This is a genomic window from Pseudomonas extremorientalis (genome assembly GCF_024584605.1).
Lineage (GTDB): Bacteria > Pseudomonadota > Gammaproteobacteria > Pseudomonadales > Pseudomonadaceae > Aquipseudomonas > Aquipseudomonas extremorientalis.
In genome coordinates this window covers 3,161,443-3,186,764 of record NZ_CP089519.1, presented here as the reverse complement: position 1 = coordinate 3,186,764, position 25,322 = coordinate 3,161,443, and the positions used below count along the sequence as shown (strand labels likewise).

Genomic DNA, 25,322 nt, shown 5'->3' with positions numbered 1-25,322 from the left:
GTGACCTCCGAACCCTGGTCCACCAGGCGCTCGCGGTGGCCAGTGACCATGCGGCCGGCAGACTGCTTGTCGATACCGGCGATTCTGAGGGTCGCAACGCGCATGAATACATCCTGTGGCTTGCAATAATGCTTGGAAAAACAATTACTCTAAGTCATCCACGGTTGAATCGAGCTCAACGCCGCATGCAGCCAAACTCCTGAATAAGAGACTTGAACATGGCTGCTTTCAACCGCTCCGAACTGGCCGATCTCAACGTGTTCATGGCCATCATCCGCCGCCGCAGCTTTCGCCATGCTGCCCACGAATTGGGTGTGACCACCTCGGCCCTGAGCCACACCATGCGCAACCTGGAAACCCGCCTGGGGGTCAAACTGCTGTACCGCACCAGCCGTGCCGTCGAACCCACCGATGCCGGCTCGCTGCTGGCAGAAAAACTCAACCAGGGCTTCGCCACCATCAAGGACGGCCTCGACACCCTGGAGTTGTACCGCGAAGCGCCGATTGGCCGGCTGCGCTTGAACGTGCCGCGGGATGCGGCGGTATTGCTGCTGGCGCCGATCCTCGGGGAGTTCTGCGCCGCCTACCCGCAACTGCGCGTGGACCTGATCGTACAGGACCAGATGATCGACATCATCGCCGAGGGCTACGACGCCGGTATCCGCTACGGTGCCACCGTGCCCCAGGACATGGTCGCCGTGCCCTTGACCGGTGAGTTGCGCTGGATCGTGGTCGCGTCGCCCGCCTACCTGGCCCGCCGGGGCACGCCGCAGGTGCCCAAGGACCTGCTGCAACACGCCTGCATCCGCATGTACCTGGGCGACAACACCACCTATAAGTGGGAACTGGGCAACGGCGCTCGCCAGCAACGCATCGACGTGCCCGGCCACTTCAGCGCGGCCGACACCGAGACCATTGTCAACGCGGCGCTGCAAGGGGTGGGCATCGCCTACTGCCTGTCCAACCGCGTGGAGCAGGAGCTCAAGGACGGCCGCCTGGTGGAGGTCATGCCCGACTGGGCCTGCATGGGCGAGCCGTTGTGCATGTATTACCCGAGCCGGCGCCAGCCGCAGCCGGGATTGCGTCAACTGATCGACATGATCCGCGTGAAAACCATTGGCTCGCAGTTGATCCAATCACATTGAACCCGTCACCGGCCGCGGTCCTCCAACCTGAACAGACCACGGCCTCGGTGCACGCTCGATGACTTTTATTCTATGGATGGCCGTACTGGGCGCTGTCTTGCTCACCCTTGCCCTCACCTCTTCCTACCTGCGCTGGATGCCGGTCACCACCTCGGCGGTGTGCCTGTTGTTGGGGGTAGGCATCGGCCCGCTGGGCGTCGACCTGTTGCACCTGGACATCAAAAACTCTGCGCGCTGGATGGAGCACCTCACTGAAGTCGCGGTGCTGTTTTCGCTGTTCGTCAGCGGCTTGAAGCTGCGTCTGCCACTCAAGCACCGGACCTGGCGCATCGCGTTCGGCATGGGCGGGCCGGTGATGCTGTTGACCATCCTCGGCATCTGCCTGGCGCTGCATTACCTGTTTGCATTGTCGTGGGGTGTGTCACTGCTGGTCGGGGCGATTCTGGCCCCGACTGACCCGGTGCTGGCAGGCCTGGTGCAGGTCAATAATGCCCAGGACTATGACGCACTGCGCTTCGGGCTGTCCGGCGAAGCGGGCCTGAACGACGGCACGGCCTTCCCGTTTGTGATTTTCGCCCTGCTGTTCATGCAGCACGGCGGGTTCGACGGTGACTGGCTGGGCGGTTGGGTGCTGAAGAATCTGCTCTGGGCGGTGCCGGCCGGGTTGTTGATCGGCTACTGGATGGGCCGTGGCATAGGCCGCGTGACCCTTTGGTTGCGCATCAGCAACAGTGACAGCACGCTCTCGCCCAATGACTACCTGACGCTCGCACTGATCGCACTGGCCTATGTGGTCGCCGAGGCGGTGGGCGGCTATGGTTTCCTGTCAGTGTTCGCGGCGGGGCTTGGCTTGCGCCAGGCGGAGTTCCGCTCGACCGGGAACTCGCAGACCCCGTCGGAGCATTTGGCGCTGCCGGTGGTGGGTCACCTGGAGGTAGAGCCAGAACACGCATTGCAAGGTGATGTCAGCGAGCTGAAAGACACCCAGATTGCCGCCGGCGTGATGATGGGCGACATGCTCTCGTTCGGCAGCCTGGTGGAGCGTTCGATGGAGGTGTTCCTGGTGACAGTGCTGGGCATCGTGCTGGTCAGCCACTGGGATTGGCGCGCACTGGCGGTAGCGGCACTGCTGTTCTGCGTGATCCGGCCGCTGGGCGTGCTGGCAATGCCTTGGGGCCGCCTGATTGATCTGCGGCAGCGCGGGCTGATGGGGTGGTTCGGTATTCGCGGGATCGGCAGTATTTACTACCTGTTCTACGCGCTCAACCACGGCTTGATTGGCACCAGCAGCGCGGTGGCGGTAAACCTGACCTTGTCAGTCATTGCCCTGAGCATCGTCGTTCATGGCCTGAGTACCCAGCCGATGCTGGTGTGGTATGAACGACGAGCCAAGGCGGACGCTCAGTCCTGACGCTCTGTATTGCCTACGTCTGCCGCGTCATCCAGGTCGTTGAGCGGCACTTCTGCATCATCCATCAAGGAACCGGGGTCTTCATTGCCCGGGTCGTTGAGTTCGTCGTCGAGTCCTTTGGACATGACCGTCTCCTCTAACCGCCCTGGGTATCGATATCGGCATCGGTTTCAGGCTTGGGCTCGCGCTCGGGCTTGAAGTCTGGACTGTAGTCGTTTTCCCTGGCTTTGGGGTCTTTGGCCGGGACCGGATCTTTCGGCACGTCGGCAGCGGTACCGGGAGCCGGTTCGCCGCCGTCGATGGCCGGGTCGTTGCGGTTATCGAGTTGCGGGTCTTTGCTTGTGCTCATGGGTCACCTCGTTACAGGCCGCAGGGAAATCAGCAGGGCCTACAGGTAAGGCGCTGCGCCACCCGGCGAAGTTCCGTCCGATTGCTCAGCGGATCGGGTTGTCGACCTGGATATAGAACGCGTATATCCCCAGCACCAGCCAGAACACCATGAACAGCCAGGGCGCACGCATGGAGAACAGCAGCGACTTGCGATAGCCCTTGTGGGACGACTCCATTTCGGAAAACAGCGGCGACTCATCATAGGCCATGCCCATCACCGGCTCGCTGCGCAGCAGTTCGCTCTGCTTGTAGTGCCAGTGATCGATGATTTCGTACGCCGCCCGAATGCCTGGCCAGGCATTCAGGGAGCTGAGAATGCCCAGCGAAACCAGGAACACCGGCACCACCAGGGTAAACAGCTTGCCCCACTCCGGGTTGAGGTTGCCCATACCGGAAACAAAGGCGATCACCAGGAACGATTGCGCCGTGAGATAAGCGTCGGTGCGGTTGGCCAGGATGGTGGTTTCGTACTGGATCTCGCGCCGGTAGAAGTCCAAACGGTCCTTGGGCGAACCGAAGATCTTGGCGTTGTGTTCGCTGTGGTCGGTCAGGGCCGCTTCCGGTGTATGGGGAGAGATGATTCTGGGCATGACGGTGCTCCCTGCGGGTTCAAGTCCTGTTAGAAGAATCAGCGGCGAGTGAAGTTCAAGTTTGTTCATGCACCAAGTCGGGGCGTCTGCCAGGCACTGCCCCCTTCTGGTGAACGGGCGTGTTGTCGTGAGCGGGCTTGCTCGCCACAACACGCCCCTCAGTACAAGCAATTCAGGGTTTCGGCACAGGCATTGCTTTATCCATTCATCTGCCCGGATACAGGAGCATTCGTTACCCCCCGACCCAGAGCCGACCCCACAAGAAAGTAAGGACCAGGCCCAGTGGCACCCTTAGCCACGGGCTCATAAAAAATGCGTTTTTTGAAACGGCAGTGCCACCCAAGCGTCCCTCGGCACTGACAAGGTACTGGAATGGCTCGATCTTTCTTCGATGAAATGAATGACGCAAACGGCGCCTGCCGTGCGCACTATCAGGACTTCTCCCGCTGGCTGGCGAATACGCCGCCGGAACTGCTGGCCCAGCGTCGCCGCGAAGCCGATTTGCTGTTTCACCGCGCCGGGATCACCTTCACCCTCTACGGCGACGAACAAGACACCGAGCGCCTGATCCCCTTCGACATCATCCCGCGCAGCATCCCTGCCAGTGAATGGAGCGTTATCGAACGCGGCTGTATCCAGCGCGTCAATGCGCTGAACATGTTCCTCGCCGACATCTACCACGACCAGCGCATCATCAAGGCCGGGATCATTCCGGCGGACCAGGTGCTGGGCAACGAGGGCTATCAGAAGGCCATGGTCGGCCTGGACCTGCACCGCGACATCTACTCGCATATCTCGGGTGTCGACCTGGTGCGTGACGGTGACGGCACCTACTACGTGCTCGAAGACAACCTGCGCACCCCCAGCGGCGTGAGCTACATGCTCGAAGACCGCAAGATGATGATGCGCCTGTTCCCCGAAGTATTCGCCAAGCAACGCATCGCGCCGGTGGACCATTACCCCAACCTGCTGCTCAAGACGTTGAAGAGCTCCAGCCGCCTGGACAACCCCAACGTGGTGGTACTGACCCCGGGCCGCTTCAACAGCGCGTTCTTCGAACATGCGTTCCTGGCCCGGGAAATGGGTGTGGAACTGGTAGAAGGCGCCGACCTGTTCGTGCACGACCTCAAGGTGTTCATGCGCACCACCGACGGCCCCAAGCCGGTCGACGTGATTTACCGGCGCATCGATGACGCCTTCCTCGACCCCAAGGCCTTCAACCCCGAGTCGATGCTCGGCGTCCCCGGCCTGGTCGCGGCCTATTGCGCCGGCAACGTAGTGCTGGCCAATGCCATCGGCACCGGCGTGGCGGACGACAAGTCGATCTACCCCTATGTGCCGGAAATGATCCGTTTCTACCTGGACGAAGAACCGGTGCTACAAAACGTACCGACCTTCCAGTGCCGCAAGCCCGATGAACTGTCCCACGTACTGGCTCACCTGCCGGAACTGGTGGTCAAGGAAACCCAGGGCTCCGGTGGCTACGGCATGCTGGTCGGGCCGGCTTCCAGCGCCGCCGAGATCGAGGACTTCCGCCAGCGCATCAAGGCGCGTCCCCACGCCTACATCGCCCAACCGACGTTGAGCCTGTCCACCTGCCCCACCTTCGTTGAAAACGGTATCGCCCCACGGCATATCGACCTGCGGCCCTTTGTGCTGTCGGGCAAGGAAACCCGCCTGGTGCCCGGTGGGCTTACCCGCGTGGCATTGAAGGAAGGCTCGTTGATCGTCAACTCGTCGCAGGGCGGCGGAACCAAGGACACCTGGGTGGTGGAGGGCTGAGTATGTTGAGTAGAACCGCCGCAGATCTGTACTGGATGTCCCGTTACCTGGAGCGTGCCGAAAACCTGGCGCGCATGCTCGAAGTCAGTTACTCGCTGTCGTTGATGCCACAAGCCGGGCGCAGCGACGGTCTGGACGAACTGGCCATGTCGTTGCTCAGCAGCGGCACCCTGGACAGCTACCTTGAACGCCATAAACAGCTGGATGCCGAGCGCATGCTGCACTTCTTCGCCCTCGACGAAGAAAACCCCGCCAGCATCTACAACTGCCTGCGCGCCGCCCGTGGCAATGCTCACGCCGTACGCGGGCGCATCACCGCCGACATGTGGGAAAACCTCAACGCCACCTGGCTGGAAATGCGCAGCATCGCCGCCGGCGGCCTGGCGCGACACGGCATCAGCCACTTCTGTGATTGGGTCAAGCAGCGCTCGCACCTGTTTCGTGGGGCAACCTCGGGGACGATCATGCGCAATGACGCCTATCGGTTCATTCGCCTCGGCACCTTTGTCGAGCGTGCCGACAACACCCTGCGTTTGCTGGATGCGCGCTACGAGATGTTCGGCGAGGAATCGGAAGAAGTCAGTGACTTGTCGGCACGCGGTTATTACCAGTGGAGCGCCCTGCTACGCGCGTTGTCGTCCTTCGAGGCGTATACGGAGCTGTACCCGAACGCGTTGAACGCCCGTTCCGTGTCCGAATTACTGCTGTTGCGCAGCGATGTGCCGCGCTCGTTGCATGCGTGCATCGAGGAGTTGAGCCATATCCTGGCGGACCTGCCTGGCAGTTATGGGCGCACGGCGCAGCGCCTGGCGGCGGAGTTCGAGGCGCGGCTGCGGTATACGGGGATTGATGAAATCCTTGAAGACGGCTTGCACAGCCGTCTCACGGAATTTATCGACACCGTGCGCGAGTTGGCGCGGGCGATTCATAGCTCGTACCTGGAGGTTGTGTAATCCACAACCGCGGTTACTGGTTTTTCACCAGCACCGGCTCGGCGCGGTATTGGTCGGGGAACAGCTTTTTGAGTTGCGCCACTTTAGGCAGGTCATTGATCACGATGTAGGGGTAGGACGGGTTCTCGGTGAGGAAGTCCTGATGATAGGACTCCGCCGGGTAGAACACCTTGCCCATCTCGATTTTAGTGACGATGGGTTTGTCGAAAGACTTGGCGGCGTCCAACTGGGCGATGTAGGCCTGGGCGACGTTTTGCTGTTCGGCGTTCTGCGCAAAGATCGCCGAACGGTACTGGGTGCCGGTGTCGGGGCCCTGGCGGTTGAGTTCGGTGGGGTTGTGGGCCACTGAGAAGTAGATCTGCAGCAGTTTGCCGAAGCTGATTTTGCTCGGGTCGTAGGTGACGGAAACCGCTTCGGCGTGGCCGGTGTTGCCGTCGCTGACGGACTCATATTGCGCTGTGCTTGCAGCGCCGCCATCGTAGCCGGACACGGCGTTCTTCACGCCTCGCACATGCTGGAACACCCCTTGAACACCCCAGAAACACCCGCCGGCGAACACAGCGGTTTGCAGGTTGCCAGCTTCGGCGGGCAGGTCCAGGGCGGGTGGCGCGATCACCACGGCGTCGTCGGCGGCAGCGCCAAAGGAAAAGGCCAGGCTTTGACCGACGAACGCTGCGAAGGCCAGGACTGGCAGGTATTTGAATACATTCATGGCAGGCACTCCGGGTTAACCAAAGGTGAAGGCATACGCCGACACGTTGGGGTCAAGGAATTCAATGGTGAAGGTGCGGTCCTGCACGGCGCCCGGCTGACGCACCAGCTGGTACAAACGCTGTTCGGTGACCGTGCCGCTGCCATCCGGTGCGACGTCGGTGCCATGGGCACCGCCCGGGGCCTGGCCGTCGATCGTGACCTTGAAACGCACCGGCTTGCCGTCGGCGCCCGGGCCGAGCACCAGGTGCAGGTCGCGGGCGTGGAAGCGGTAGACGATGCGCCCACCGGCCTGGTCGAGGGTGGCTTGCTGGCCGCCGACGTTCCATTGGCCTTGCAGGGTCCACTGGTTGAGTGCCAGGGGGCCGGACTTGACGAAGTTTTCGGCGCGCTGCGAACCCAGGTAGGTTTCCGGCGACTGCACCTCGTTCATGTCCGGCGCTTGTTGCACGCCCTTGGCATCGGCTTCGATCAAGCCGCCCGCGACGTTCTTCGCGCCGGCTTCACGCAACAACTGCTGGATCACCCGCTCCGACTCGGCGTAGTCGCCTTCACCGAAGTGGTGGTAGCGAATCTGGCCCTTGGCATCGGCGAAGTAATGGGCCGGCCAGTACTGGTTGTTGAACGCGCGCCAGATCTTGTAGTTGTTGTCGATGGCCACAGGGTAAGTGATGCCCAGGTCCTTCATGGCCTGGGTGACGTTGTTCACGTCGCGCTCAAAGGCGAACTCCGGCGCATGCACGCCGATCACCACCAGGCCCTGGTCGCGGTATTTCTCGGCCCAGGCCTTTACATACGGCAAGGTGCGCAGGCAGTTGATGCAGGAGTAGGTCCAGAAATCCACCAACACCACCTTGCCCTTGAGTGCTTCGGTGGTCAGTGGCGGGCTGTTGAGCCATTGCACGGCACCGTCGAGGGGCGGCAGCGCGCCTTCGATCGGCAAGGTGTCGCCGTGATTGGCGGCCATCATCATCGCCCCGCCCGGCTTCACCGGCTTGGCGCTCAGGCGATCCACCAGGCTTTGTTCCAGGCCACCGGTGGACGCGGTCGACAGCCGCGACAGCACGCCCGTGTCGAGGCCCAGCGCAATCGCGGCCACACCGGCCAGCATCAACCCACCCAGGCCCCGGCGCAGCCATTCGCCGGCACCGAGGGACTTCTTCATGAAACCAAAGACCTTACCGCCGACCAGCAACGCCAGCGCGAGGGAGGTGGCAGCACCGGCGGCGTAAGCCAGCAAGAGCAAGGTAGTACCGATGCTGGCGCCCTGCAGCGCCGCGCCGGTGAGCACCAGCCCCAGGATCGGCCCGGCGCACGGTGCCCAGAGCAGCCCGGTGGCCACGCCGATCAGGAACGACGCGCCCGGCCGCGGCCGGGCATCGGCCCCGGCGGCTTGCGACAAACGACTGCCGGCGGCCACCAGCGGGCGCGTCAGGCGTTCCGACAGTTGCGGCAACAACAACGTGAGTCCGAACAGGGCAACGCACAGCAACGCGAGCCAGCGCCCGTATTGATTGACCTGCACCACCCAACCGCCGCCCACCGCCGCCAGCGAGGCCACCAGGGCGAATGTCACCGCCATCCCCGCTAACAGCGGCAAGCCACTGCGCAAAAACGGCTGCCCGGTGCGAGCGAAGACAAAAGGCAGAACAGGCAGGATGCACGGACTGACGATTGTCAGCACGCCGCCCAGGTACGCGAGAACCAGAAGCCACATGGGATGGACCCTTATAAGAAAAAGACATTGGCTTACGCCGCCGCGAACGTCATGGCGGCGCCGTTCATGCAGTAGCGCAGGCCGGTGGGTGGCGGGCCATCATCGAACACGTGCCCCTGGTGGCCGCCACAGCGACGGCAGTGGATTTCCTTGCGCAGCACGCCGTAGGACGTATCGGTACGGCTGGCCACCGCGTTCTCCAGCGGTTGCCAGAAACTGGGCCAGCCGGTGTGGCTGTTGAACTTGGTGGCCGAGGCAAACAGCGGCAGCGCGCAACCGGCACAGGCAAACGTACCGGCACGGTGTTCATCGTTGAGCGCGCTGCTGTAGGGGCGTTCGGTGCCCTCTTCGCGCAGGATGGCGTATTGCTCGTCGGTGAGCAGGCTGTGCCATTGCGCGTCGGTGTGGCTGACCTCGAAGGTTTCGGCGGCTTCGGCGTCAGCGACCCTATTGAGTTGCTTGAGCAGGCCGCCCGCCAGGACGGCGACACCCAGGCCGCCACTGGCCAGGAGTATTTGTCGGCGTGAGTACATGGTGCTTTCCCTCTTTGAAGTGAGGGAATCTTGGGCTGTTTACGGTCGCGGAATCCTCACGCAGAGTTAAACAATTCGTGATAACTACACTGTTGCAAAAGCCGCACAATGCGCGAACTACAAGCGAAGGTTTCTCTTACATGGATCAGCCCAAACGTGTCCTGGTGGTCGAGGACGATGCCCATATCGCCGACCTGATCTGCCTGCACCTGCGTGATGAACAGTTCGACGTGGTGCACAGCGCCGATGGCAATGAAGGCCTGCGCCTGCTGGAGCAAGGCGGCTGGGATGCGCTGATCCTCGACCTGATGCTGCCCGGCGTGGATGGCCTGGAGATCTGTCGGCGCGCCCGTGCCATGACGCGCTACACCCCGATCATCATCACCAGCGCACGCTCCAGCGAACTGCACCGCATCCTAGGCCTGGAGCTGGGCGCGGATGATTACCTGGCCAAGCCGTTTTCCATGCCGGAACTGGTGGCCCGGGTGAAAGCGTTGCTGCGCCGGGTCGACGCCATGGCGCGCAACCTGAAGATGGACGCCGGCAGCCTCGACCTCGGCCAATTGTTCATCAACCCGCTGACCCGTGACGCCACCCTGCAAGGCCAGCGCCTGGACCTTACCCCACGGGAATTCGACCTGCTGTACTTCTTCGCGCGCCAACCGGGCAAAGTGTTCTCGCGCATGGACTTGCTCAACGCGGTGTGGGGCTACAGCCACGAAGGCTATGAACACACGGTCAACACCCACATCAACCGCCTGCGGGCCAAGGTCGAAGCCGACCCGGCCAACCCGGCGCGCATCCTCACGGTGTGGGGCCGTGGCTACAAGTTTGCCGAGAGCCCGCCATGAAGCTCACCCTCACCCAGCGCCTGTCGCTGGTGTTCGCGGTACTGCTGTTGATCTGCAGCGGCACCTCGGCGTGGCTGCAGGTTCGTTCCAACCGCATGCACGAGCTGGAGGTGGTGCAAGGCCTGTCCCGCGATCTCGCGGCGCACATCGCCCGCGACACCCAATTGATGGACGCCGACGGCCTCAAGCCCGACGCCGTGCGCAACCTGTTCAGCCAGTTGATGCTGGTCAACCCCAGCGTCGAGGTGTACCTGCTCGACATCGACGGCCGCGTGGTCGGCAACGCCGCACCCAGCGGCCACCTGTTGCGTGACAAGGTCGACCTGGCGCCCATCCGGCGCTTCCTCGCGGGCTTCATGCTGCCGATCCTCGGGGACGACCCGCGCAGCGTCGATGGGCGCAAGGTATTCAGCGCCGCGCCACTCACCGCCGGCGGGCAGCAGACCGGGTTCCTGTATGTGGTCCTGCTCGGTGAAGCCCACGATGCGTACGACGCCAAGGACGCCACCGGCATGGCCTTGAAGATCGCCCTGTGGTCCATCGGCCTGGTCGCCCTGCTCTGCCTGATGGCCGGCCTGATCGCGTTTGCCTGGATCACCCGACCGCTGCGTCAACTCACTGACAAGGTTGGCCAGTTCGACATCAATGGCGCGCCCAAACCGGCAGAATCCGTCGCAGTGCCACTCGCCAGCGGCGATGAAATCGCCGTGCTGGACCACGCCTTCGTGCAAATGGAAAACCGCCTGGGCGAACAGTGGCGCGCCATCACCCACCAGGACCAGGAACGCCGGGAAATGGTCGCGAATATCTCCCATGACCTGCGCACACCGCTGGCCTCGTTGCACGGTTACCTGGAAACCCTGTCGCTCAAGGATGCCAGCCTCAGCCCGGAAGAGCGCCGTCGCTACCTCGGGATTGCTTTAGACCAGAGCCGTAAAGTCGGCGGCCTGGCCCAATCGCTGCTGGAACTGGTGCGCCTGGAGCATGGCTTTGTGCAGCCGGTGATCGAAGGTTTTTCATTGCCGGACCTGGTGCAGGACATCTTCCAGAAATTCGAACTGACTGCCGAGGCACGCGGCATCACGCTGACGGCGAGCCTGCCGCCGCAGGTGCCGACGGTGCAGGCAGACCTGGGGTTGATCGAACGGGTGCTGACCAACCTGCTGGACAATGCCCTGCGGCATACCCCGGTGAACGGCGAAATCGAGGTCATCCTGTCGCCTCAAACCCATGCGGTAGCCGTCACCGTCAGCGACAGCGGCCCGGGCATCGACGCCGAATTACGCGAAGGCCTGTTCCTGCGCGCATTCACCATTGGCGGCGCCCGGCGCGACGGGGGGTTGGGCCTGCGAATCGTGCACCGCATCCTGCAACTGCACGGGCGCAGCATCAGCCTGGTGGACCGCCCCGGCCGAGGCGCAACCTTTACGTTTTCCCTGGAAACCCGAGCATCAGCGCGTTGACCCGCTCCGGTTCGAGCAACGCCGGGTGCGGGAGGACCGACTCCGGCACCAGCCTCATTGATGGCAGGAAAAACTCACGCCAGCGCCCACCAGCGCGGCAACAACTGGCGTACCTGGCCTTCGCCGAAACGGTCATCGATCAGCATCACCACGCCACGGTCCTGCTGGCTACGGATCACCCGCCCCGCCGCCTGCACCACTTTCTGCAGGCCGGGATACAGGTAGGTGTAGTCGTAGCCAGCGCCGAAGATCGCGCCCATGCGCAGTTTCATCTGTTCATTGACCGGGTTCAGTTGCGGCAACCCGAGGGTGGCAATGAACGCACCGATCAAGCGTGCCCCCGGCAAGTCGATGCCCTCGCCAAATGCGCCGCCCAGCACGGCAAAGCCGATGCCCTGGCTGTGTTCGGTGAACTGGTCGAGGAACGCCTGGCGCTCGGTCTCGGCCATGCCGCGTGACTGCTGCCACAGCACGATCTGCGGATGTCGCTCGGCGAGCAACTGCGCAACCTGTTGCAGGTAATCAAAGCTTGAGAAAAACGCCAGGTAGTTGCCTGGTTGTTGTGTGTACTGGCGGGCAATCAGCTCGACGATTGGCTCCAGCGAGGCCTGGCGGTGCACAAAGCGCGTGGAGATTTCAGCGACGATGCGCACCTGCAACTGCTCGGCCTTGAACGGTGATTCCACGTCGACCCACGCCGTATCCGCCGGCAAACCCAGCAAGTTGGCGTAATAATGTCGGGGGCTCAGGGTCGCGGAAAACAGCACGCTGCTGCGGGCAGCCGTCAATCGCGGGCGGATGAATTCGGCGGGCACCACATTACGCAGGCACAGGGTGGAACTGCTGCGTTTGCCGCTGAGCTGGCGCTTGCTGATGTCGAAAATGAAGTGCTCGTTGAACAGCTCCGCCACCTTGGCAAATTGCAGCACATCGAAATAGAAGGCCTGCAGGTCGCCGCTGAGGGACTCGGGGTGCTCGTTGAAGTATTCGCCCATGGCGCTGACGCACACGCTCAGGGCCTGCAACAGTTTGTCCGGGCGGGCGGCGTAGGCCTGGTACGGCGCAAGCTGGTCCTTGTGCAGCGCGTTCCACTCACGGTTGAGGCGCTGCAAGGGTTTCTTCAACGGCTGCGGGGCGCTGTCGCGCAGGGTCTTGAGGTGGTACTGGTCGAGGCTGGCGCTGTACATCGAACGCGCCCGTTCGACCAGGTTGTGGGCCTCGTCCACCAGCACCGCTACACGCCATTGGTTGAGCTGGGCCAGGCTGAACAGCATGGCGCCAAAGTCGAAGTAGTAGTTGTAGTCAGCGACCACCAGGTCAGCCCAGCGCGCCATTTCCTGGCTCAGGTAATACGGGCAGACCTGATGCGCCAGGGCCACGTCACGCAGGTTGCGCTGGTCGAGCAGACGCACCTTGGACGCGGCGATGCGCGCGGCGGGCAAGCGGTCGTAGAAGCCCTTGGCCAATGGGCAGGAGTCGCCATGACAGGCTTTGTCCAGGTGCTCGCAGGCTTTGTCCCGCGCCACCAGTTCCAGCACACGCAACGGCAAGCCGGGGCTGCTGGCATACAGCACTTGGGCGGCGTCCAGGGCGAGTTTGCGGCCGGGAGTCTTGGCGGTGAGGAAGAACAACGTGTCCAATTGCTGGGGCGCCAGGGCCTTGAGCAACGGGAAAATCGTGCCGATGGTCTTGCCAATGCCGGTCGGTGCCTGGGCCATCAGGCAGCGGCCGGTGCTGACTGCCTTGTACACCGACTCGGCCAGTGAGCGCTGGCCAGGGCGAAAATCCGCATGGGGGAACGCCAGGGTCTGCGCGGCGTCGTTGCGCGCTGCGCGGTGTTGCATTTCCTGCTCGGCCCAGCCGAGGAACAGCGCGCATTGCTGGTTGAAGAACGGCTCCAGTTCACTGGCTTGAAAGCGCTGGTTGAGCAAGGTTTCGCCCTCACCGACGATATCGAAGTACACCAGCGCCAGGTCGATTTGCGCGAGCCCGAGTTTGCGGCACATCAACCAGCCATACACCTTGACCTGGGCCCAGTGCAATTGCCGATGGTTGGCGGGCTGGGCATCGAGGTCACCGCGATAGGTCTTCACTTCTTCAAGGCGGTTGGCATCCGGGTCATAGCCGTCCGCCCTGCCCCGCACCGTGAGCTGCTGGTATTGCCCCTCCAGCGCCACTTCATTCTGGTAGTGCTGACTGCGCCGCGACGCTACGGTACGGTGGCCGGCGATGCCTTCCTGGGCACTCGGCGATGGTGTGAAGCGCAGGTCGAGGTCACCGACCTTAGCCGTGAACTCGCACAGCGCCCGCACCGCGACGGTGTAGCTCAAGCGGATTGTGCCCAGCGCACATAGCAGACCGTCACCGGCATCTGGTACTCGCCGCAGAACTCCAGCCAGCGCAGCTGGTTGTCTTGCAGGCGATCGCCGGGGCCTTTCACCTCGATCATGCGGTAGGTCTTTTGCGCGGGCCAGAACTGGATCAGGTCGGGCATGCCGGCGCGATTGGCGCGGATGTCCAGCAGCAGCCGCTCGAACCAGTAGCGCAGGTGCTCGGCGGGCAAACAGGCCAGGGCCTGCTCCAGCAGCTCTTCGCTGAGCAGGTTCCAGAACACGAAGGGCGACTGGATGCCCCATTTGTCGCGGTAGCGTTGGCGGAGAGTGGTTTTGTAGCGCTCGTCCTGCAGTTGCTCGAAACACGCGGCGAACAGCGGCGCACGGCGCTGGTGAAAATCCGCGCTGTGCAGGTCGGCGGGGCCGCGCTGGAACGGGTGGAAAAACGAACCCGGCAACGGCGCAAAAATCACGTCCCAGCACAGCAGGCCGAACAACGAGTTGATCAGGCCGTTTTCCACGTAATGCACCGGCCCATCCGGCTCGCTAAGGTGCGCCTGCACGCAGTACTCCACCGACATCAAGGGTTCCGGCGGAGTGAGGGCCAGATCCAGGCGCGTGACCGGCCGTGGCTTGACCTTGGGCAATGCCGGCTCGCCCAGTTTGCGGCGCAGGCGTGGGATGACACGCAGCAAGTGCTGCTGTTCGGCGGCGCTTTCCGGGGCCTGTTGGGCCGTGTTCGCCAGGGCCATGGCCTGGGCGTAATCCTCCTGGCGCTCCAGCACGCGGATCAACCGTGAGCGGGCACCGGGGTAGGTGCAGTTCCGGTAAATCCGCTCCGCCACGGCCAGCTCGGCAGTGCGCTCGCAATATTGACCAATCTGGAACAACAGCTTGGCGCGGCGTTTTTCCAGCCAGGGGTTATCGGTGTCCAGCGTGGCAACCCCGGCCAGTACATCTTCCAGCGGCTCACCGGCATCGAAGGCCTGCTGGCAGTGGTGCAGGAACAGATACCCCTGCACATCGTCACGATGGCGCAAACCACGGGATCCGGCGCAGAACTCGACCTTTTCATAGGTGTAGATGCCCAGGTCAGCCAATACAAACTCGGACCAGTCCTGATGCAGGTTGCCGAAGAACATCAGGCGCAGACGGTCGCACAGCTCCATCACCGTGAGGCTGAACAACCTGTCGGCCAGCTCGGGGCACCAAGTGGCAAAGCTGCGGCTGTCCATGAATTGCGCCGACAGCCCTTCCAGCCAATCGGTTTTCTTGCCTTTGGGCTGGTCTATCCAGGGCTTGAACGCGGCCAGGATTTCACCTTTTTGCAGCACGGCGAACAGCTCTTCAAAGGCCAGCAGGTACTGATCGTCCACCCAACCCAGTTCCATCAGCGGCCCGGCAGCGGCATGGGGGCAACCAATCTCCAGGTAATTGAGCTTGCCGGCCCGAAAATGCACGCCCTTGCGCATCACCATACGCACCAAAAGCGCCTGGGACGCCTGCGGCAACCTGTCAAATTGCTGAATAAAAAGCTGTTCGTCCGGGTCGAGCAAATCGGCATAGCGCTGTGCCAGCCAGAGCAGCACTCGGCGGAAGTTATGCAGGTAATACAGGGGATCGTCGAGGGGGTTGGCCATTTCACGCGCTGATCGAATACTGGTTATGCATACAGAGTGCCGTCCCAAATGCCCTGTTGCAATCGGTAATAGATAAATGGCACCTGCAACTTTTCTTATAAAAGTGATCAGATGGGAGAATCGATGGCGTAACATTTGTCGCCCGCCGCCTCTGGCGCGGGACTTTTCAAGGTCAAGGTAAGGGTTATGAACATGAAGAATCTGGGGCTGCCGCTGGTTGCACTCACTTTTCTGGTACTGGCCGGTTGCGCAACGCAAACCGTAGTAACGCTGCAAAATGGCACGCAGTATTTGACCAAGGACACCCCCAACGCCAAGACCGCCGACGGGTTCTACGAATTTACCGATATCGCCGGCAAGCGCATCCGAGTCAAAGCCGCCGACGTCGCGACGGTTATCAAAGAAAAATAACAATGAAAAGCCCCGCAGTGCGGGGCTTTTTTTGCATTATCGCTCGGTTAATACCGGTAATACGGGTGGTAGTACGGGTGATAGTAGGGATGGTAATAGTACGAGTGGTAGTACGGGTGATAGCAGCACGGGCCAGGATACGCCGGGTACACCGCACACCCAGCCAACCCCAGCAGTACCAGGGCGCACAGCAACAATCGCAATCGGGACATGCTCGGTTCCTCCCACGTCATCACGCGAAACGGCTCGCTTGATCGTTAAACGCAGGCACACCGAGCGATCCGTCGCGACAACCAGGTAGATATTTATTTACCGAAGGATTTTCCACGCCGCTGCATTCAGCCGATACCCCAGGCCTTCCTGGGGGATTGGCTGGCTGAACGCCATAAGCATCATTCACCCGATACTCACACCGTCCGCCCAGAGGCCGCCTTGCCCGATGCCGACCAAGGTCACTGAGTCGGCGCCAAAGGTGAGCACCGTATCCGCGCCGACCACTTTTGCATGGTCACGCAAGTCGGCGCTGCCTGCCACATCCTTGAACACCAACTTGTCCGTGGGCTGATAGCCGATCACCCGATCGTTACCGAAGTGGCCGCTGAACAGGAAGGTGTTGTGCCCACTGTTGTCGCGAATGGTGTCATTACCCTTGCCCCCCTCGATAAAGTCCACGCCCTTGCCGCCCTGGATCAGGTCATTGCCGTCGCTGCCGATGATGAAGGTATCGCCTTTGTGCGGCTCGGCATTGCGGTTGAGGTCCTGCACCCAGGTGTTGGCCCGTGCCGGGTCGGACAGGTTGGCCACGATCACCGTGGAATCGCGGGTCATCTGCTCGTAGAAGCCCGACTCCAGGATGCGCGTCATGCCATCGCCATAGCCGGTGGGCAGGTGCGAGATCCAGGTCGGCAGGTTGACGATGGAAAACGGCATTACATTCCACAGCGTCGACGCATAGTGGTCGTTGAAGCTGACGATGTTGTCGGTAGTCGACACATGGGGTGTGTCGTGCACGCCCAGGGACGACAGGTTGAAGGACGAGCCATCCAGGGCCCGGAACACTGGGTCGTTTTCGTAGCCGATATTGAGCACCTTGTCGCCGGCACTCTGGGTCGGCGAGGCATAGGCCACGTAGTTGGCGTCCTTGTAGAAGCCGGACCATTTACTGTTGCTCAGGTCGGCCATGCTGTTGACCGCCAACCCACCCAGGCTGTGCCCACTGACCACCACATCCTTGCCGCTCAGGCCATGGGCGCTGGCGTAGTCGGCGACATTTTTGAGCAAACCACCGAAGGCTTCGCCGGCGTAGTTCTTCGCGTAGTCCTTGGGCCCCAGGGCCGCGAGCAAGTCGCTGACCAGATCGCCGATAGAATCGCTGATCAGGGTTTCCCGTGGTCCGGAGGTGCCGCGAAAGCCAATGCCGATTTCCAGCAGCTTGCCGGCATCATCGTACTTGCCCAGCACCTCGACCTGGGCCGTGGTGTAGCCGGCCTTTTCGCCGAAGAAGGTACCTCGCGCATCGACCTTGCCGCCGTAGCCCAGGGCACTGGCGCTGATCGGCGTCCATCCGGCCTTGTGCACCGCGTCCAGGGCGGCTTTTTCCGAATCCGGGTTCCACGGGATGCCGGGAATCACGCCCTGGGAATCGGTGCTGCCGAGCAATGCGCCGACCAGCGTGGCGGGCAGGCCAAGCCCCAGGCCATTGTGCTGGTACCCCACGGCAAAGCCGTTATCCAGGTTGTGATAGGTGTACAACGTGATCGCCATTGCATCGGCGAACAACGCCTTGGAGCCCTCGGCACCGAGGTTTTTATAGTCAAAGATCCCCATGGGGTGTGCCTCTCTTTTGTTGGAGTTGTCGAGAAAGCCAAACCTGCGGGTGCCGGTGTGCCGGCACCCGCAAAGGTCGCTGAACCCTCAGAACGCCCAGTCCAGGCTCAAGCCGACGCCATGGACTTTTTCCTTGCTGGCCAGCAGGCCGTTGTAGTCAAAGTTCACTCGCGCCTGCTTGCTTAACGCCAGGCTCACCCGCGCCCCGACCAGCGCCGCATCACGCACCATCGGCGCACTTTCCACCGCAAACGACGGGCCGCCCGAGGCAAACGCCAGGTGCTGTTCAGAGTCATTGCTGCTGAGGTTGTGCTGCCAGCCCAGGGTGCCGGACACCTCCAGTTGCTGGTGGTCATTCACGGTGAAGGTTTTCAAGGCACGCATGCCCAGGGTGCTTAGCACCAGGTCGCGGCTGTCGTCGCGACTTTTGAGTGCAGCAGCGTCGCCTTTTTCAGTCGCGCCATCGCTGTCCAGGTGCACGTAGGCCAGGTTGGCGAACGGTTCCAGGGCCAGCGGTTGCAGGGTCACTCGGTAGGCCGCTTCGCCGAACAATTGGGTGCTGCGTGCATCAACCTTGGCTTTCTGCTTGCCTGAAACATCGCCGTATTGCAGGTCACGTTTCACGTCTGCGCGGTGCCAGCTGTAGGTGGCGCCGCCGCTCAGGCGCCAGGCGCCGATCTCATGCCCGGCGTACGCACCGAAGTGATAGCTGTCGACCGAAGCACGGGAATGGGTACCGCTGCCCATGTTGAGTGACGTGTCGCTGTAACCGGCGACCAGACCGATGCGCGTGGCCTCGTCGAGCGCACCGTCCACCCCGGCGAGCATGCCGCCGACGGACGTGGTGTAGCCGGCCGTATCGCTGCGACTGTCGGTCTTGCCCCAGGCGCCCAGGGCCTTCACCCACACGTTGCCACGGCTGTCGAGCGTCTCGCTGGGTGCGCCCATCTCGCCATTGCGCAGGCGCTCGCCCACGGCTTCACGCACGTAGCGGCTGTCGTTGACCAAGGCCGTTTCCAATGCCGGGTAGATTTCTCCAGACAGCTGCTGGAAAGCCCCTTGCGCCGATGCCGCGTTCGGCGCCGACAGCAGGCTTTCATACACGGCGTTGCCCGCGCCCAGTTGCTCAGCGGCGCTGGCCACGGCGCGCTGGTTGTCCGTGGCGCCCACGCTGGCAAAACTGTTGGCGTTACGCGCCACGTCCAGTTGCACGCCGTTGGCCGCGTAATTCAGGTTGCCGCCAAGGAACAGGTAGTTGGGCAGCACCGCGCCAAAACTGCCGGTAATGCCGCCGGCGGCTTGCAGGATGTTGTACTGGCGCCCGATCAGGCTTTGCGCCTGGGCACCGCTGAGCAGTGTCGGGCTGTTTTCCAGCGCGAGGGTCACCGTGCCGCCGTTCAAGGTGGCAGTGCCTCCCGCCACAATGCGATCGCTGTTGGTGGGCGACAGCTCCACGGCATAGGTCGACCCGGGCTCAAAGGTGACGTCCCCGGCCACGTTCAGCGTGCCGATGGAATTGCCCGGCGCAACGGTGCCGCCGTTTTTCGCCAACAGCGAACCGATGCGCCCGCTCCCCCCAACCACCCCACTCTGGCTGACGGTGACGTTCGAAATGACTGAGCCGTTGATGGCCAGCAGGCCCTGGTTGACCAGCGTCGGGCCGCTGTAGGTGCTGGAGCCGGTGAGCACCAAGGTGCCGATACCTTGTTTGGTCAAGCCGCCGTGTCCGGCGATGTCATTGCTCCACACATCCAGCCCGCAATGCACATCGTTGCACAGCCGCTGTGTCGGTTTGCCGGCATCGACCACCGCGCCCACGCCCGGCAGATCCGCGACAAACTGGCCGCTGCCATAGGCGCCGTCGATGCGGAACTCGGCCGGGATGTCCTCGGCCGTGACAAACATGCCTGGGCCATTGATGGCTTTGCCCAGGTTGATCATGCCCCAGCCATACAGCGAGTCGATGCCCGGTGCGCCGAGGTCGGTGGCGGTGGTCTTGAGCAGCGTCGAGATCTGGTCGCCGCTCATGTACGCAAAACGCTGCATCAGCACGGCCGCGCTGCCGGCCACGTGGGGCGCGGCCATGGAGGTGCCGTTGAAGTTGGCATAGTCGGTGGTGAGGTTGTCCAGGTTGGTGCCATTGATGACGGAACTGTAGATCCTGGTACCGGGGGCCGACACGCAGAAGCTCGCCGCGTAGCCGCAACGCGAGGAGAACGTACTGATCACATATGGGTCGGCGCTCGCCGTGTCCGGGTTCTGCTGCAAGGCCGCGACGGACAGCCAGTTGGGCGCAATCTCGGGCACAAAGTACGCCAGCCCGGAAATCGCATCCGGGTTGTTGCGGTTGTAGTCGTTGCCGGCGGCGAAGATCGTCAGTACGCCGCTGCGGGCCGCGTCGATGGCGCCCTGGTAGGCGCCCCCGGCGATCGTACCGAGGATCGGCCGGATGTTATTGAACTGCGCCTGCGCTTCATTGACCGTGAAATTCGGGAACGCCGGGTCGCGCCCACCCTTGGCGTACTGGTCACCGATGCCGATGCCCCAACTGTTGTTGATGATCCGTGCGCCACTGGCGACCAATGCGTCCCAGCCGGCCTTGTACACCGCGCCATCGTTGCCAAGGATGATGCCGTCTTCCGGGCCTGGGTCGCCGTTCTCGGCGCTGATGATTTGCGCATCGAACGCCACGCCATGCATCGGCCCGCCATCGCGATTGCCCGCGGCGATACCGCCGACATGGGTGCCGTGGTTGCCCAGCTTGCCGTTGGAGCCCAGCGACGGCGTGCCGTCATAACGAAACGCATCGCCGGCCTTCACCGGGATATACGGGTCGGTGTACTGGCGTATGCCTTCAGTGACAATCGTCACGACTTTGCCGGGGCTGGCGAACTCCGGATGCTGGGCGTACACCGGCTGGTCGAAGATCCCCAGCTTGACCCCCTTGCCGGTATAGCCCGCGGCATACGCGGCGTCGGCATGCACGGCGCCCAGGCCCCAGTCGGCCTTGAATTCAGTGCTGCGCCAGCTGGCGGCGTCACCCAGCTTGCCGGTTTCCACATAGGGTGCGGCCTGGGCGGTTCCCAGGCTTGCCAGGCAGCACAGCAAGGCACCGTATGGCGCGCTGCGGGTCGCGTTGAGCGGGTAGCCCAAGGCGGTGTGGATGGCGGTTGTTAACCCTGACTTGCTTTTGTTCACGCTGACCTTCCTTAGTTTTCTTATTGAACGTGTGTAAGTCGCTTCAGAACTGCCAGTTGAGGCTCAGCCCCACCCCCTGGGTTTTCTCCCGTCCACCCAATTGGCCGTTGTAATCAAGGTTGACCCGCATGGCGGGGCTCAACGCCAGGCTGGCCTGCACGCCGACCAGCGCGGCGTCCCGCAGCAAGGGTGAACTGCCCACGGCGAATGACGGTCCACCGGCGACAAACGCCAGGTGCTCTGCGGATTCGACGGCGGTGAGGCTGTGTTGCCAGCCCAGCGAAGCGGAAAGCTGCAGTGGCTGGTGATCGTTCAGGGCAATGGTTTTCAACGCACGCACGCCAAGGGTGCCGAGCACGGCGTCCCGGCGATCACTGCCACGCTCAAGCGCGGCGGCGTCGCCTTTTTCGTGGAAGCCGTCACTGTCCAGGTGCACATAGGCCAGGTTGGCGAACGGCTCCAGCGCCAAGGGTTGCAGGTTGATCCGGTAGGCGGCTTCGGAGAACAGTTGCGCCGTGCGCGCCTCCAGTTTGGCTTTCTGCTTGCCGCTGACCGCGCCGTAGTGCAGGTCGCGCGTCACGTCACCACGATGCCAGCTGTAGGCGCCACCGGCACTGATGCGCCAATCACCCAGCTCGCGCCCGACATACGCGCCGAGGTGATAGCTGTCGATGGACGCCGAGGCATGCGTGCCGCTGCCCATATTCAATGAGCTGTCGCTGTAACCGGCGACCAGGCCCACGCGCGTCTGCTCGTCCAGCGCACCATCGACCCCGCCCAGCAGGCCACCGAGGGACGTGGTGGAACCCGCCGTTTCGCTGCGGCTGTCGCGCTTGCCCCAGGCACCGAGTGCCTTGAGCCACAGGTTGCTTTCAGCAGTGACCGGCACGTGGCGCAAGCGCTCGCCCACGGCGTCGCGCACTTGCAGGCTGTCGTTGGTCAGCATGGCGCCGATGGCCGGGTAGATTTCACCGGACAGTTGCTGCAAGCCTTGTTGCGCCACCTCGACGGAATCGGACTGCAGGATGCTTTCATACACCGGGTTGCCCGCGCCCAGTTGCTCGGCGGCGATCGCCACATTGCGTTGGTTGCGGGTCGCCGCGGCGCTGGCAAACGTGGCGGCGCTGCGGACCACGTCCAATTGCACGCCATTGGCGGCGTAACCCAGGGTGCCACCGAGGAACAGGTAGCCGGGCAACACCTGGCCAAATCGGCCCTGGATGCCACCCGCCGCCTGAAGGATGCTGTACTGGCGGCCGATCAGGCTTTGCGCCTGTGCGCCGCTGAGCAGGGTCGGGCTGTTTTCCAACGCCAGGCTCACGTTGCCGCCGTCCAGGATCGCCTTGCCCCCGGCGACGATACGGTCGCTACTGGTGGGCGTGAGCTCCACCGCATAGGTGGAACCCGCGCCCAGGTTCACGTCACCCGCCACCTGCAAGGTGCCCACCGAATTGCCCGGCGCCACTCGTCCACCCGTGTTGACCGACAGCGCGCCGATCCGTCCGGAACCGCCCAATGTGCCGCGGTCATTGACGGTCACCGCAGACGTCAGTGAACCGTTGACCGCCAGCAGCCCGCCGTTGACGGTGGTCGCACCGCGATAGGTGCTGTCGCCGTCGAGTACCAGCGTGCCTGCACCGGACTTGATCAGGCTACCTTCATAAATCCGTGTCGCGGCCGCCTGGTCGCGTGCTGTGCCGACCGCGTAATCGGTCTGGTCCTGCTGGCTGGCAGCGGCGCCCACACCGTTTTGCCAGCCCTTGTCGATCAGGGTCTGCTGCCAGGCGCTGTGCTCGGCGGCGTCTTGCGCCTGGCGCTGGAGCAGGGCCTGGTCGGAAATGCCATTGCTCCAGACATCGCCCTGCCCGGCCGCGAGGCTGACGTTCATCGGCCCGAGTAACTGCCCCGGACCGTGCATGGCCCGGCCCAGGTCCGGTACGCCCCAACCCACCGTGGTGTTGGGCGCCTGGGTAATCGAACCATCGAGCTGCGTGGCGGTGGTCAGCAGCACCTGCAACGCCTGTTCGTTGGTCATGTAGGGATAACGTTCCATCACCAATGCCAACGCACCCGTGGCATGCGGTGCCGACATCGAGGTGCCGGACTTCACGCCGTAGCCACCGCCGGGAACGGTACTGTTGATCAGCGCGCCCGGCGTAGAAATGCACCAGTACTGGGCGATGCCGCATTTGTTGTATTTCTGGCTATTGGCTTTATCCAGCCCCGATACCGCCAGCCAGTGCCCCTCCAGTTCCGGCTGGAAATACGGCAACGCCGAGCGCACGCTGGCATTCGCGTAACCACTGTTGCCGGCACTGAACACGTTGATGACACCGGCCTTGGCCACGTCCGCCGCCGCATCCAGCCAGGTGCCCTGGTTGTAATGCTGGGCGTAGGCGGCGTGCAGATCACCCAGGGTCTGGTAGCTGACATCCTTGGGTTGGCTGCCCCAACTGTTGTTGATGGCGCGCACGCCGGAATCCACCAGGGCGCTGTACACCGCCTTGAAGTACTTGGGGTCTGGGGTCGGACCAAACAGAAAGCTGTCGTTGGCGTTGGTATTGCCCACGAAGATGTGCGCGTTATAGGCCACGCCGTGCATGCCGACGCCATCACGGGCTGCGCCCATGGTGCCGGTGACATGGGTGCCGTGGGAGTCATTGTTGGGGTTGAGCGCGCCGCTGGTGCTGAAGGGGCGGCCATCGACGTAACTGCCATTGGCGGTGACGGCGTGATAGCGATCCTTGGCGGCTTCCGGGTGGTCGGGATCGAAACCTGAGTCCAGCGCACCGATCTTCACCTCGTTACCCGTGATACCAGCGGCGTAAGCTTCATCCGCCTTCATGCGGCCCAGCCCCCAGTCGCTCTGGAATTCGGCGGAACGCCAACTGGCGGCGTTCCCCGGTTGACCGGCCTCGGTATAGGCCGCCTGCGCCGCAACGGACACCAGCAGCAAGGAACCGGCGGCAAGCGGTTTGAAACGGTGTGAGTCGCAGAGCATTGAAACCCTCCTTATTGTTGTTATGGCGGCTTATTTCATCGGGCCGAACGCTTCATCCACTTTGGCCAGATCGGTATCGCGCAGGTTGCCCGCGTAGTAGTGCAACTTGGTCCAGGCCATCAGGTAGTCATACCGCGCCTGGGCCAGGTCGCGCCGGGTGCTGTAGAGCTGCTGCTCGGCGTTCAAGGCGTCGAGGTTGACCCGCTCGCCGCCGAGGATGCTTTGCCTGGTCGACACCACCAGCGCTTCGGCTGATACCAGGGCTTTCTGATACGCGCGCAATTTGCTCACCCCCGACAGGCAGGCGCTGAACTGCCGGCGCAGTTCGATCAGGGTTTCCCGGGTCTTGCCCTCAAGCTCGTACTCGGCCTGCTCCATGGCGCGGCTGGCCTGGCGGGTGGAGGCCGAGACGCCACCACCGGCATACAGCGGCAGGCTGACTTCGACGCCAATGGTGTTGGTGTCGTAGCGCTGGTTGTAAGTGTTACCGCTGTCGGATTCCTGCTGGCGCGAACTGGCATACGCCGTGACCTTGGGCAGATGCCCGGCACGGTTGCGCTCCACTTCATAACGCGCCACTTCCAGGGCCTGGCGCTGGGAGGCCAGCTTGGGGTTGTTGCTGATCGCCAGCTCATGCCAGGTGTCGTAGTTGGCCGGGGTCAGGGTGAACGCGGCAAAACCCTGGTTCAGTGGCGCCAGGTCGTGGATGTCGACGCTCTGTACGCCGATCAAGGCGCCCAGCTCGCGCAAGGACGCGTCCTGTTCATCCAGCGCCTGGATCTCTTCGGCGGTGGCCAGCTCGTAGCGCGATTCGGCTTCCAGAATGTCCGTGCGAGTGCCCTCGCCCTGTTGGAACAAGTGCCGGTTCTGCTGGAACTGTTGCTCGAAGGCCTTCTTCTTGGCGCGGGCGATGTCGATCTGGTCCTGGGCGAACAAGGCCTGGGTGTAGTAGGTCAGCACCCGCACCAGCAACGCCTGGCTCTTGTCACGAAAGCTTTCATCGGCAAACAGCGCCTGGGCCACGCCCTTGCGGTAGTTGGCGTAGGCCTCGTAGTCGAACAGCGGCTGTTGCAGGCTGAAGGTGGAGCCGTAGCTGTTGTAGTTACGGTCGTCGTGATAATTGCCACCGCGCCCGTCTGGCAAGGTGGCCTGGGAGTTGTTACGGCCCTTGTTGTAGTTGTACGACAGCCTGGGCAGTAGCCCGGCGCGGCCGATGGTGCGGTTTTCCAGGCCGGCGTCGCGCTCCTTGATCGCACCGAGAAACACCGGATCGTTACGCAGGGCCTGCTCGTACACATCGAACGGGCCCATGGCCGCCTGGGCACTGGCGCAGGTCAACAGCAAGGCAATAAACACGGGTTTCATG

20 protein-coding genes are annotated in these 25,322 nt (G+C 62.9%); 7 read left to right on the top strand and 13 right to left on the bottom strand.

Going from position 1 to position 25,322, the window contains the following annotated elements:
• Window positions 1-218: 218 nt before the first annotated feature.
• Both LUU92_RS14055 and LUU92_RS14050 read left to right on the top strand, forming a co-directional pair.
• On the top strand, window positions 219-1,145 hold the full coding sequence (locus LUU92_RS14055; RefSeq protein WP_071488342.1) for a LysR family transcriptional regulator: 927 nt from the start codon (window positions 219-221) through the stop codon (window positions 1,143-1,145).
• Window positions 1,146-1,203: 58 nt separating this feature from the next.
• The gene (locus tag LUU92_RS14050) at window positions 1,204-2,556 is read left to right on the top strand and encodes a cation:proton antiporter (protein ID WP_257103828.1); all 1,353 of its coding nucleotides are present in this window, start codon (window positions 1,204-1,206) and stop codon (window positions 2,554-2,556) included.
• Here the strand turns inward: LUU92_RS14050 and LUU92_RS14045 are convergent.
• From LUU92_RS14045 to LUU92_RS14035, 3 genes are all read right to left on the bottom strand, one after another.
• Entirely contained in the window at window positions 2,547-2,681 is a 135-nt protein-coding gene (locus tag LUU92_RS14045; protein ID WP_257103827.1) for a hypothetical protein, read from the bottom strand. The two genes, LUU92_RS14050 and LUU92_RS14045, sit on opposite strands and share 10 nt — an antisense overlap.
• 11 nt (window positions 2,682-2,692) lie before the next feature.
• Window positions 2,693-2,905 (bottom strand): hypothetical protein, encoded by a 213-nt coding sequence (locus LUU92_RS14040; RefSeq protein WP_257103826.1) that lies wholly within the window; start codon window positions 2,903-2,905, stop codon window positions 2,693-2,695.
• An 85-nt stretch (window positions 2,906-2,990) separates the two neighbouring features.
• Complete coding sequence (locus tag LUU92_RS14035; protein ID WP_071488345.1) at window positions 2,991-3,536, bottom strand: hypothetical protein; 546 nt, start codon at window positions 3,534-3,536, stop codon at window positions 2,991-2,993.
• Between the two features lie 372 nt (window positions 3,537-3,908).
• Between LUU92_RS14035 and LUU92_RS14030 the strand changes: the two genes are divergently transcribed.
• Window positions 3,909-5,318 (top strand): circularly permuted type 2 ATP-grasp protein, encoded by a 1,410-nt coding sequence (locus tag LUU92_RS14030; protein ID WP_058425921.1) that lies wholly within the window; start codon window positions 3,909-3,911, stop codon window positions 5,316-5,318.
• A 2-nt stretch (window positions 5,319-5,320) separates the two neighbouring features.
• Window positions 5,321-6,271 (top strand): alpha-E domain-containing protein, encoded by a 951-nt coding sequence (locus LUU92_RS14025; protein ID WP_012724311.1) that lies wholly within the window; start codon window positions 5,321-5,323, stop codon window positions 6,269-6,271.
• Between the two features lie 13 nt (window positions 6,272-6,284).
• Here the strand turns inward: LUU92_RS14025 and msrA are convergent, their stop codons facing one another.
• Genes msrA through msrB form a run of 3 tightly spaced genes read right to left on the bottom strand, consistent with a single transcriptional unit; the run spans window position 6,285 to window position 9,232 of the window.
• Entirely contained in the window at window positions 6,285-6,983 is a 699-nt protein-coding gene (msrA, locus tag LUU92_RS14020) for a peptide-methionine (S)-S-oxide reductase MsrA (RefSeq protein ID WP_257103825.1), read from the bottom strand.
• A gap of 15 nt (window positions 6,984-6,998) precedes the next feature.
• Entirely contained in the window at window positions 6,999-8,699 is a 1,701-nt protein-coding gene (locus LUU92_RS14015; protein ID WP_071488347.1) for a cytochrome c biogenesis protein DipZ, read from the bottom strand.
• A gap of 32 nt (window positions 8,700-8,731) precedes the next feature.
• Window positions 8,732-9,232 carry a peptide-methionine (R)-S-oxide reductase MsrB gene (gene msrB / locus LUU92_RS14010; RefSeq protein WP_071488348.1) on the bottom strand — a complete coding sequence of 167 codons (501 nt, stop codon included), beginning with the start codon at window positions 9,230-9,232 and terminating at the stop codon, window positions 8,732-8,734.
• Between the two features lie 140 nt (window positions 9,233-9,372).
• On the opposite strand from msrB, the gene LUU92_RS14005 reads away from it, so the two are divergent.
• Entirely contained in the window at window positions 9,373-10,083 is a 711-nt protein-coding gene (locus LUU92_RS14005) for a response regulator transcription factor (protein ID WP_071488349.1), read from the top strand.
• Window positions 10,080-11,546, top strand: a complete 1,467-nt coding sequence (locus LUU92_RS14000; protein WP_257103824.1) for a sensor histidine kinase — start codon at window positions 10,080-10,082, stop codon at window positions 11,544-11,546. The genes LUU92_RS14005 and LUU92_RS14000 overlap by 4 nt, the downstream gene beginning before the upstream one ends.
• 74 nt (window positions 11,547-11,620) lie before the next feature.
• Here the strand turns inward: LUU92_RS14000 and LUU92_RS13995 are convergent, their stop codons facing one another.
• Both LUU92_RS13995 and LUU92_RS13990 read right to left on the bottom strand, forming a co-directional pair.
• Window positions 11,621-13,876 (bottom strand): ATP-dependent DNA helicase, encoded by a 2,256-nt coding sequence (locus LUU92_RS13995; protein WP_257103823.1) that lies wholly within the window; start codon window positions 13,874-13,876, stop codon window positions 11,621-11,623.
• Complete coding sequence (locus LUU92_RS13990) at window positions 13,873-15,519, bottom strand: VRR-NUC domain-containing protein (protein ID WP_257103822.1); 1,647 nt, start codon at window positions 15,517-15,519, stop codon at window positions 13,873-13,875. Before LUU92_RS13990 ends, LUU92_RS13995 begins: the two co-directional genes overlap by 4 nt.
• 186 nt (window positions 15,520-15,705) lie before the next feature.
• Here LUU92_RS13990 and LUU92_RS13985 point away from each other — a divergent pair, with 186 nt between their 5' ends.
• Entirely contained in the window at window positions 15,706-15,930 is a 225-nt protein-coding gene (locus tag LUU92_RS13985; protein WP_071488353.1) for a YgdI/YgdR family lipoprotein, read from the top strand.
• Window positions 15,931-15,977: 47 nt separating this feature from the next.
• On the opposite strand, the gene LUU92_RS13980 is transcribed toward LUU92_RS13985, so the two are convergent.
• From LUU92_RS13980 to LUU92_RS13960, 5 genes are all read right to left on the bottom strand, one after another.
• A complete protein-coding gene (locus LUU92_RS13980) occupies window positions 15,978-16,142 on the bottom strand; it encodes a hypothetical protein (protein WP_165447925.1) in 165 nt (54 codons plus the stop codon).
• A 184-nt stretch (window positions 16,143-16,326) separates the two neighbouring features.
• Window positions 16,327-17,757 (bottom strand): polyurethane esterase, encoded by a 1,431-nt coding sequence (locus tag LUU92_RS13975; protein ID WP_257103821.1) that lies wholly within the window; start codon window positions 17,755-17,757, stop codon window positions 16,327-16,329.
• Between the two features lie 87 nt (window positions 17,758-17,844).
• The gene (locus tag LUU92_RS13970) at window positions 17,845-20,955 is read right to left on the bottom strand and encodes an autotransporter serine protease (RefSeq protein ID WP_257103820.1); all 3,111 of its coding nucleotides are present in this window, start codon (window positions 20,953-20,955) and stop codon (window positions 17,845-17,847) included.
• A 43-nt stretch (window positions 20,956-20,998) separates the two neighbouring features.
• Window positions 20,999-23,956: an autotransporter serine peptidase EprS gene (gene eprS / locus LUU92_RS13965; protein WP_257103819.1), complete on the bottom strand. Its 2,958-nt coding sequence runs from the start codon at window positions 23,954-23,956 to the stop codon at window positions 20,999-21,001.
• 30 nt (window positions 23,957-23,986) lie between these two features.
• Window positions 23,987-25,321 carry a TolC family outer membrane protein gene (locus LUU92_RS13960; RefSeq protein ID WP_257103818.1) on the bottom strand — a complete coding sequence of 445 codons (1,335 nt, stop codon included), beginning with the start codon at window positions 25,319-25,321 and terminating at the stop codon, window positions 23,987-23,989.
• Window position 25,322 lies beyond the last annotated feature (1 nt).

Bases quoted from the DNA above. Each gene is read 5' to 3' on its own strand.
- LUU92_RS14055 (WP_071488342.1), top strand. From the start codon at position 219: ATGGCTGCTTTCAACCGCTCCGAACTGGCCGATCTCAACGTGTTCATG.
- eprS (WP_257103819.1), bottom strand. From the start codon at position 23,956: ATGCTCTGCGACTCACACCGTTTCAAACCGCTTGCCGCCGGTTCCTTG.
- LUU92_RS14050 (WP_257103828.1), top strand. From the start codon at position 1,204: ATGACTTTTATTCTATGGATGGCCGTACTGGGCGCTGTCTTGCTCACC.
- LUU92_RS13990 (WP_257103822.1), bottom strand. From the start codon at position 15,519: ATGGCCAACCCCCTCGACGATCCCCTGTATTACCTGCATAACTTCCGC.
- LUU92_RS13985 (WP_071488353.1), top strand. From the start codon at position 15,706: ATGAACATGAAGAATCTGGGGCTGCCGCTGGTTGCACTCACTTTTCTG.
- LUU92_RS14040 (WP_257103826.1), bottom strand. From the start codon at position 2,905: ATGAGCACAAGCAAAGACCCGCAACTCGATAACCGCAACGACCCGGCC.
- LUU92_RS14025 (WP_012724311.1), top strand. From the start codon at position 5,321: ATGTTGAGTAGAACCGCCGCAGATCTGTACTGGATGTCCCGTTACCTG.
- msrA (WP_257103825.1), bottom strand. From the start codon at position 6,983: ATGAATGTATTCAAATACCTGCCAGTCCTGGCCTTCGCAGCGTTCGTC.
- LUU92_RS14015 (WP_071488347.1), bottom strand. From the start codon at position 8,699: ATGTGGCTTCTGGTTCTCGCGTACCTGGGCGGCGTGCTGACAATCGTC.
- LUU92_RS13980 (WP_165447925.1), bottom strand. From the start codon at position 16,142: ATGTCCCGATTGCGATTGTTGCTGTGCGCCCTGGTACTGCTGGGGTTG.
- LUU92_RS14005 (WP_071488349.1), top strand. From the start codon at position 9,373: ATGGATCAGCCCAAACGTGTCCTGGTGGTCGAGGACGATGCCCATATC.
- LUU92_RS13975 (WP_257103821.1), bottom strand. From the start codon at position 17,757: ATGGGGATCTTTGACTATAAAAACCTCGGTGCCGAGGGCTCCAAGGCG.
- LUU92_RS14045 (WP_257103827.1), bottom strand. From the start codon at position 2,681: ATGTCCAAAGGACTCGACGACGAACTCAACGACCCGGGCAATGAAGAC.
- LUU92_RS13960 (WP_257103818.1), bottom strand. From the start codon at position 25,321: ATGAAACCCGTGTTTATTGCCTTGCTGTTGACCTGCGCCAGTGCCCAG.
- msrB (WP_071488348.1), bottom strand. From the start codon at position 9,232: ATGTACTCACGCCGACAAATACTCCTGGCCAGTGGCGGCCTGGGTGTC.
- LUU92_RS14000 (WP_257103824.1), top strand. From the start codon at position 10,080: ATGAAGCTCACCCTCACCCAGCGCCTGTCGCTGGTGTTCGCGGTACTG.
- LUU92_RS14030 (WP_058425921.1), top strand. From the start codon at position 3,909: ATGGCTCGATCTTTCTTCGATGAAATGAATGACGCAAACGGCGCCTGC.
- LUU92_RS14035 (WP_071488345.1), bottom strand. From the start codon at position 3,536: ATGCCCAGAATCATCTCTCCCCATACACCGGAAGCGGCCCTGACCGAC.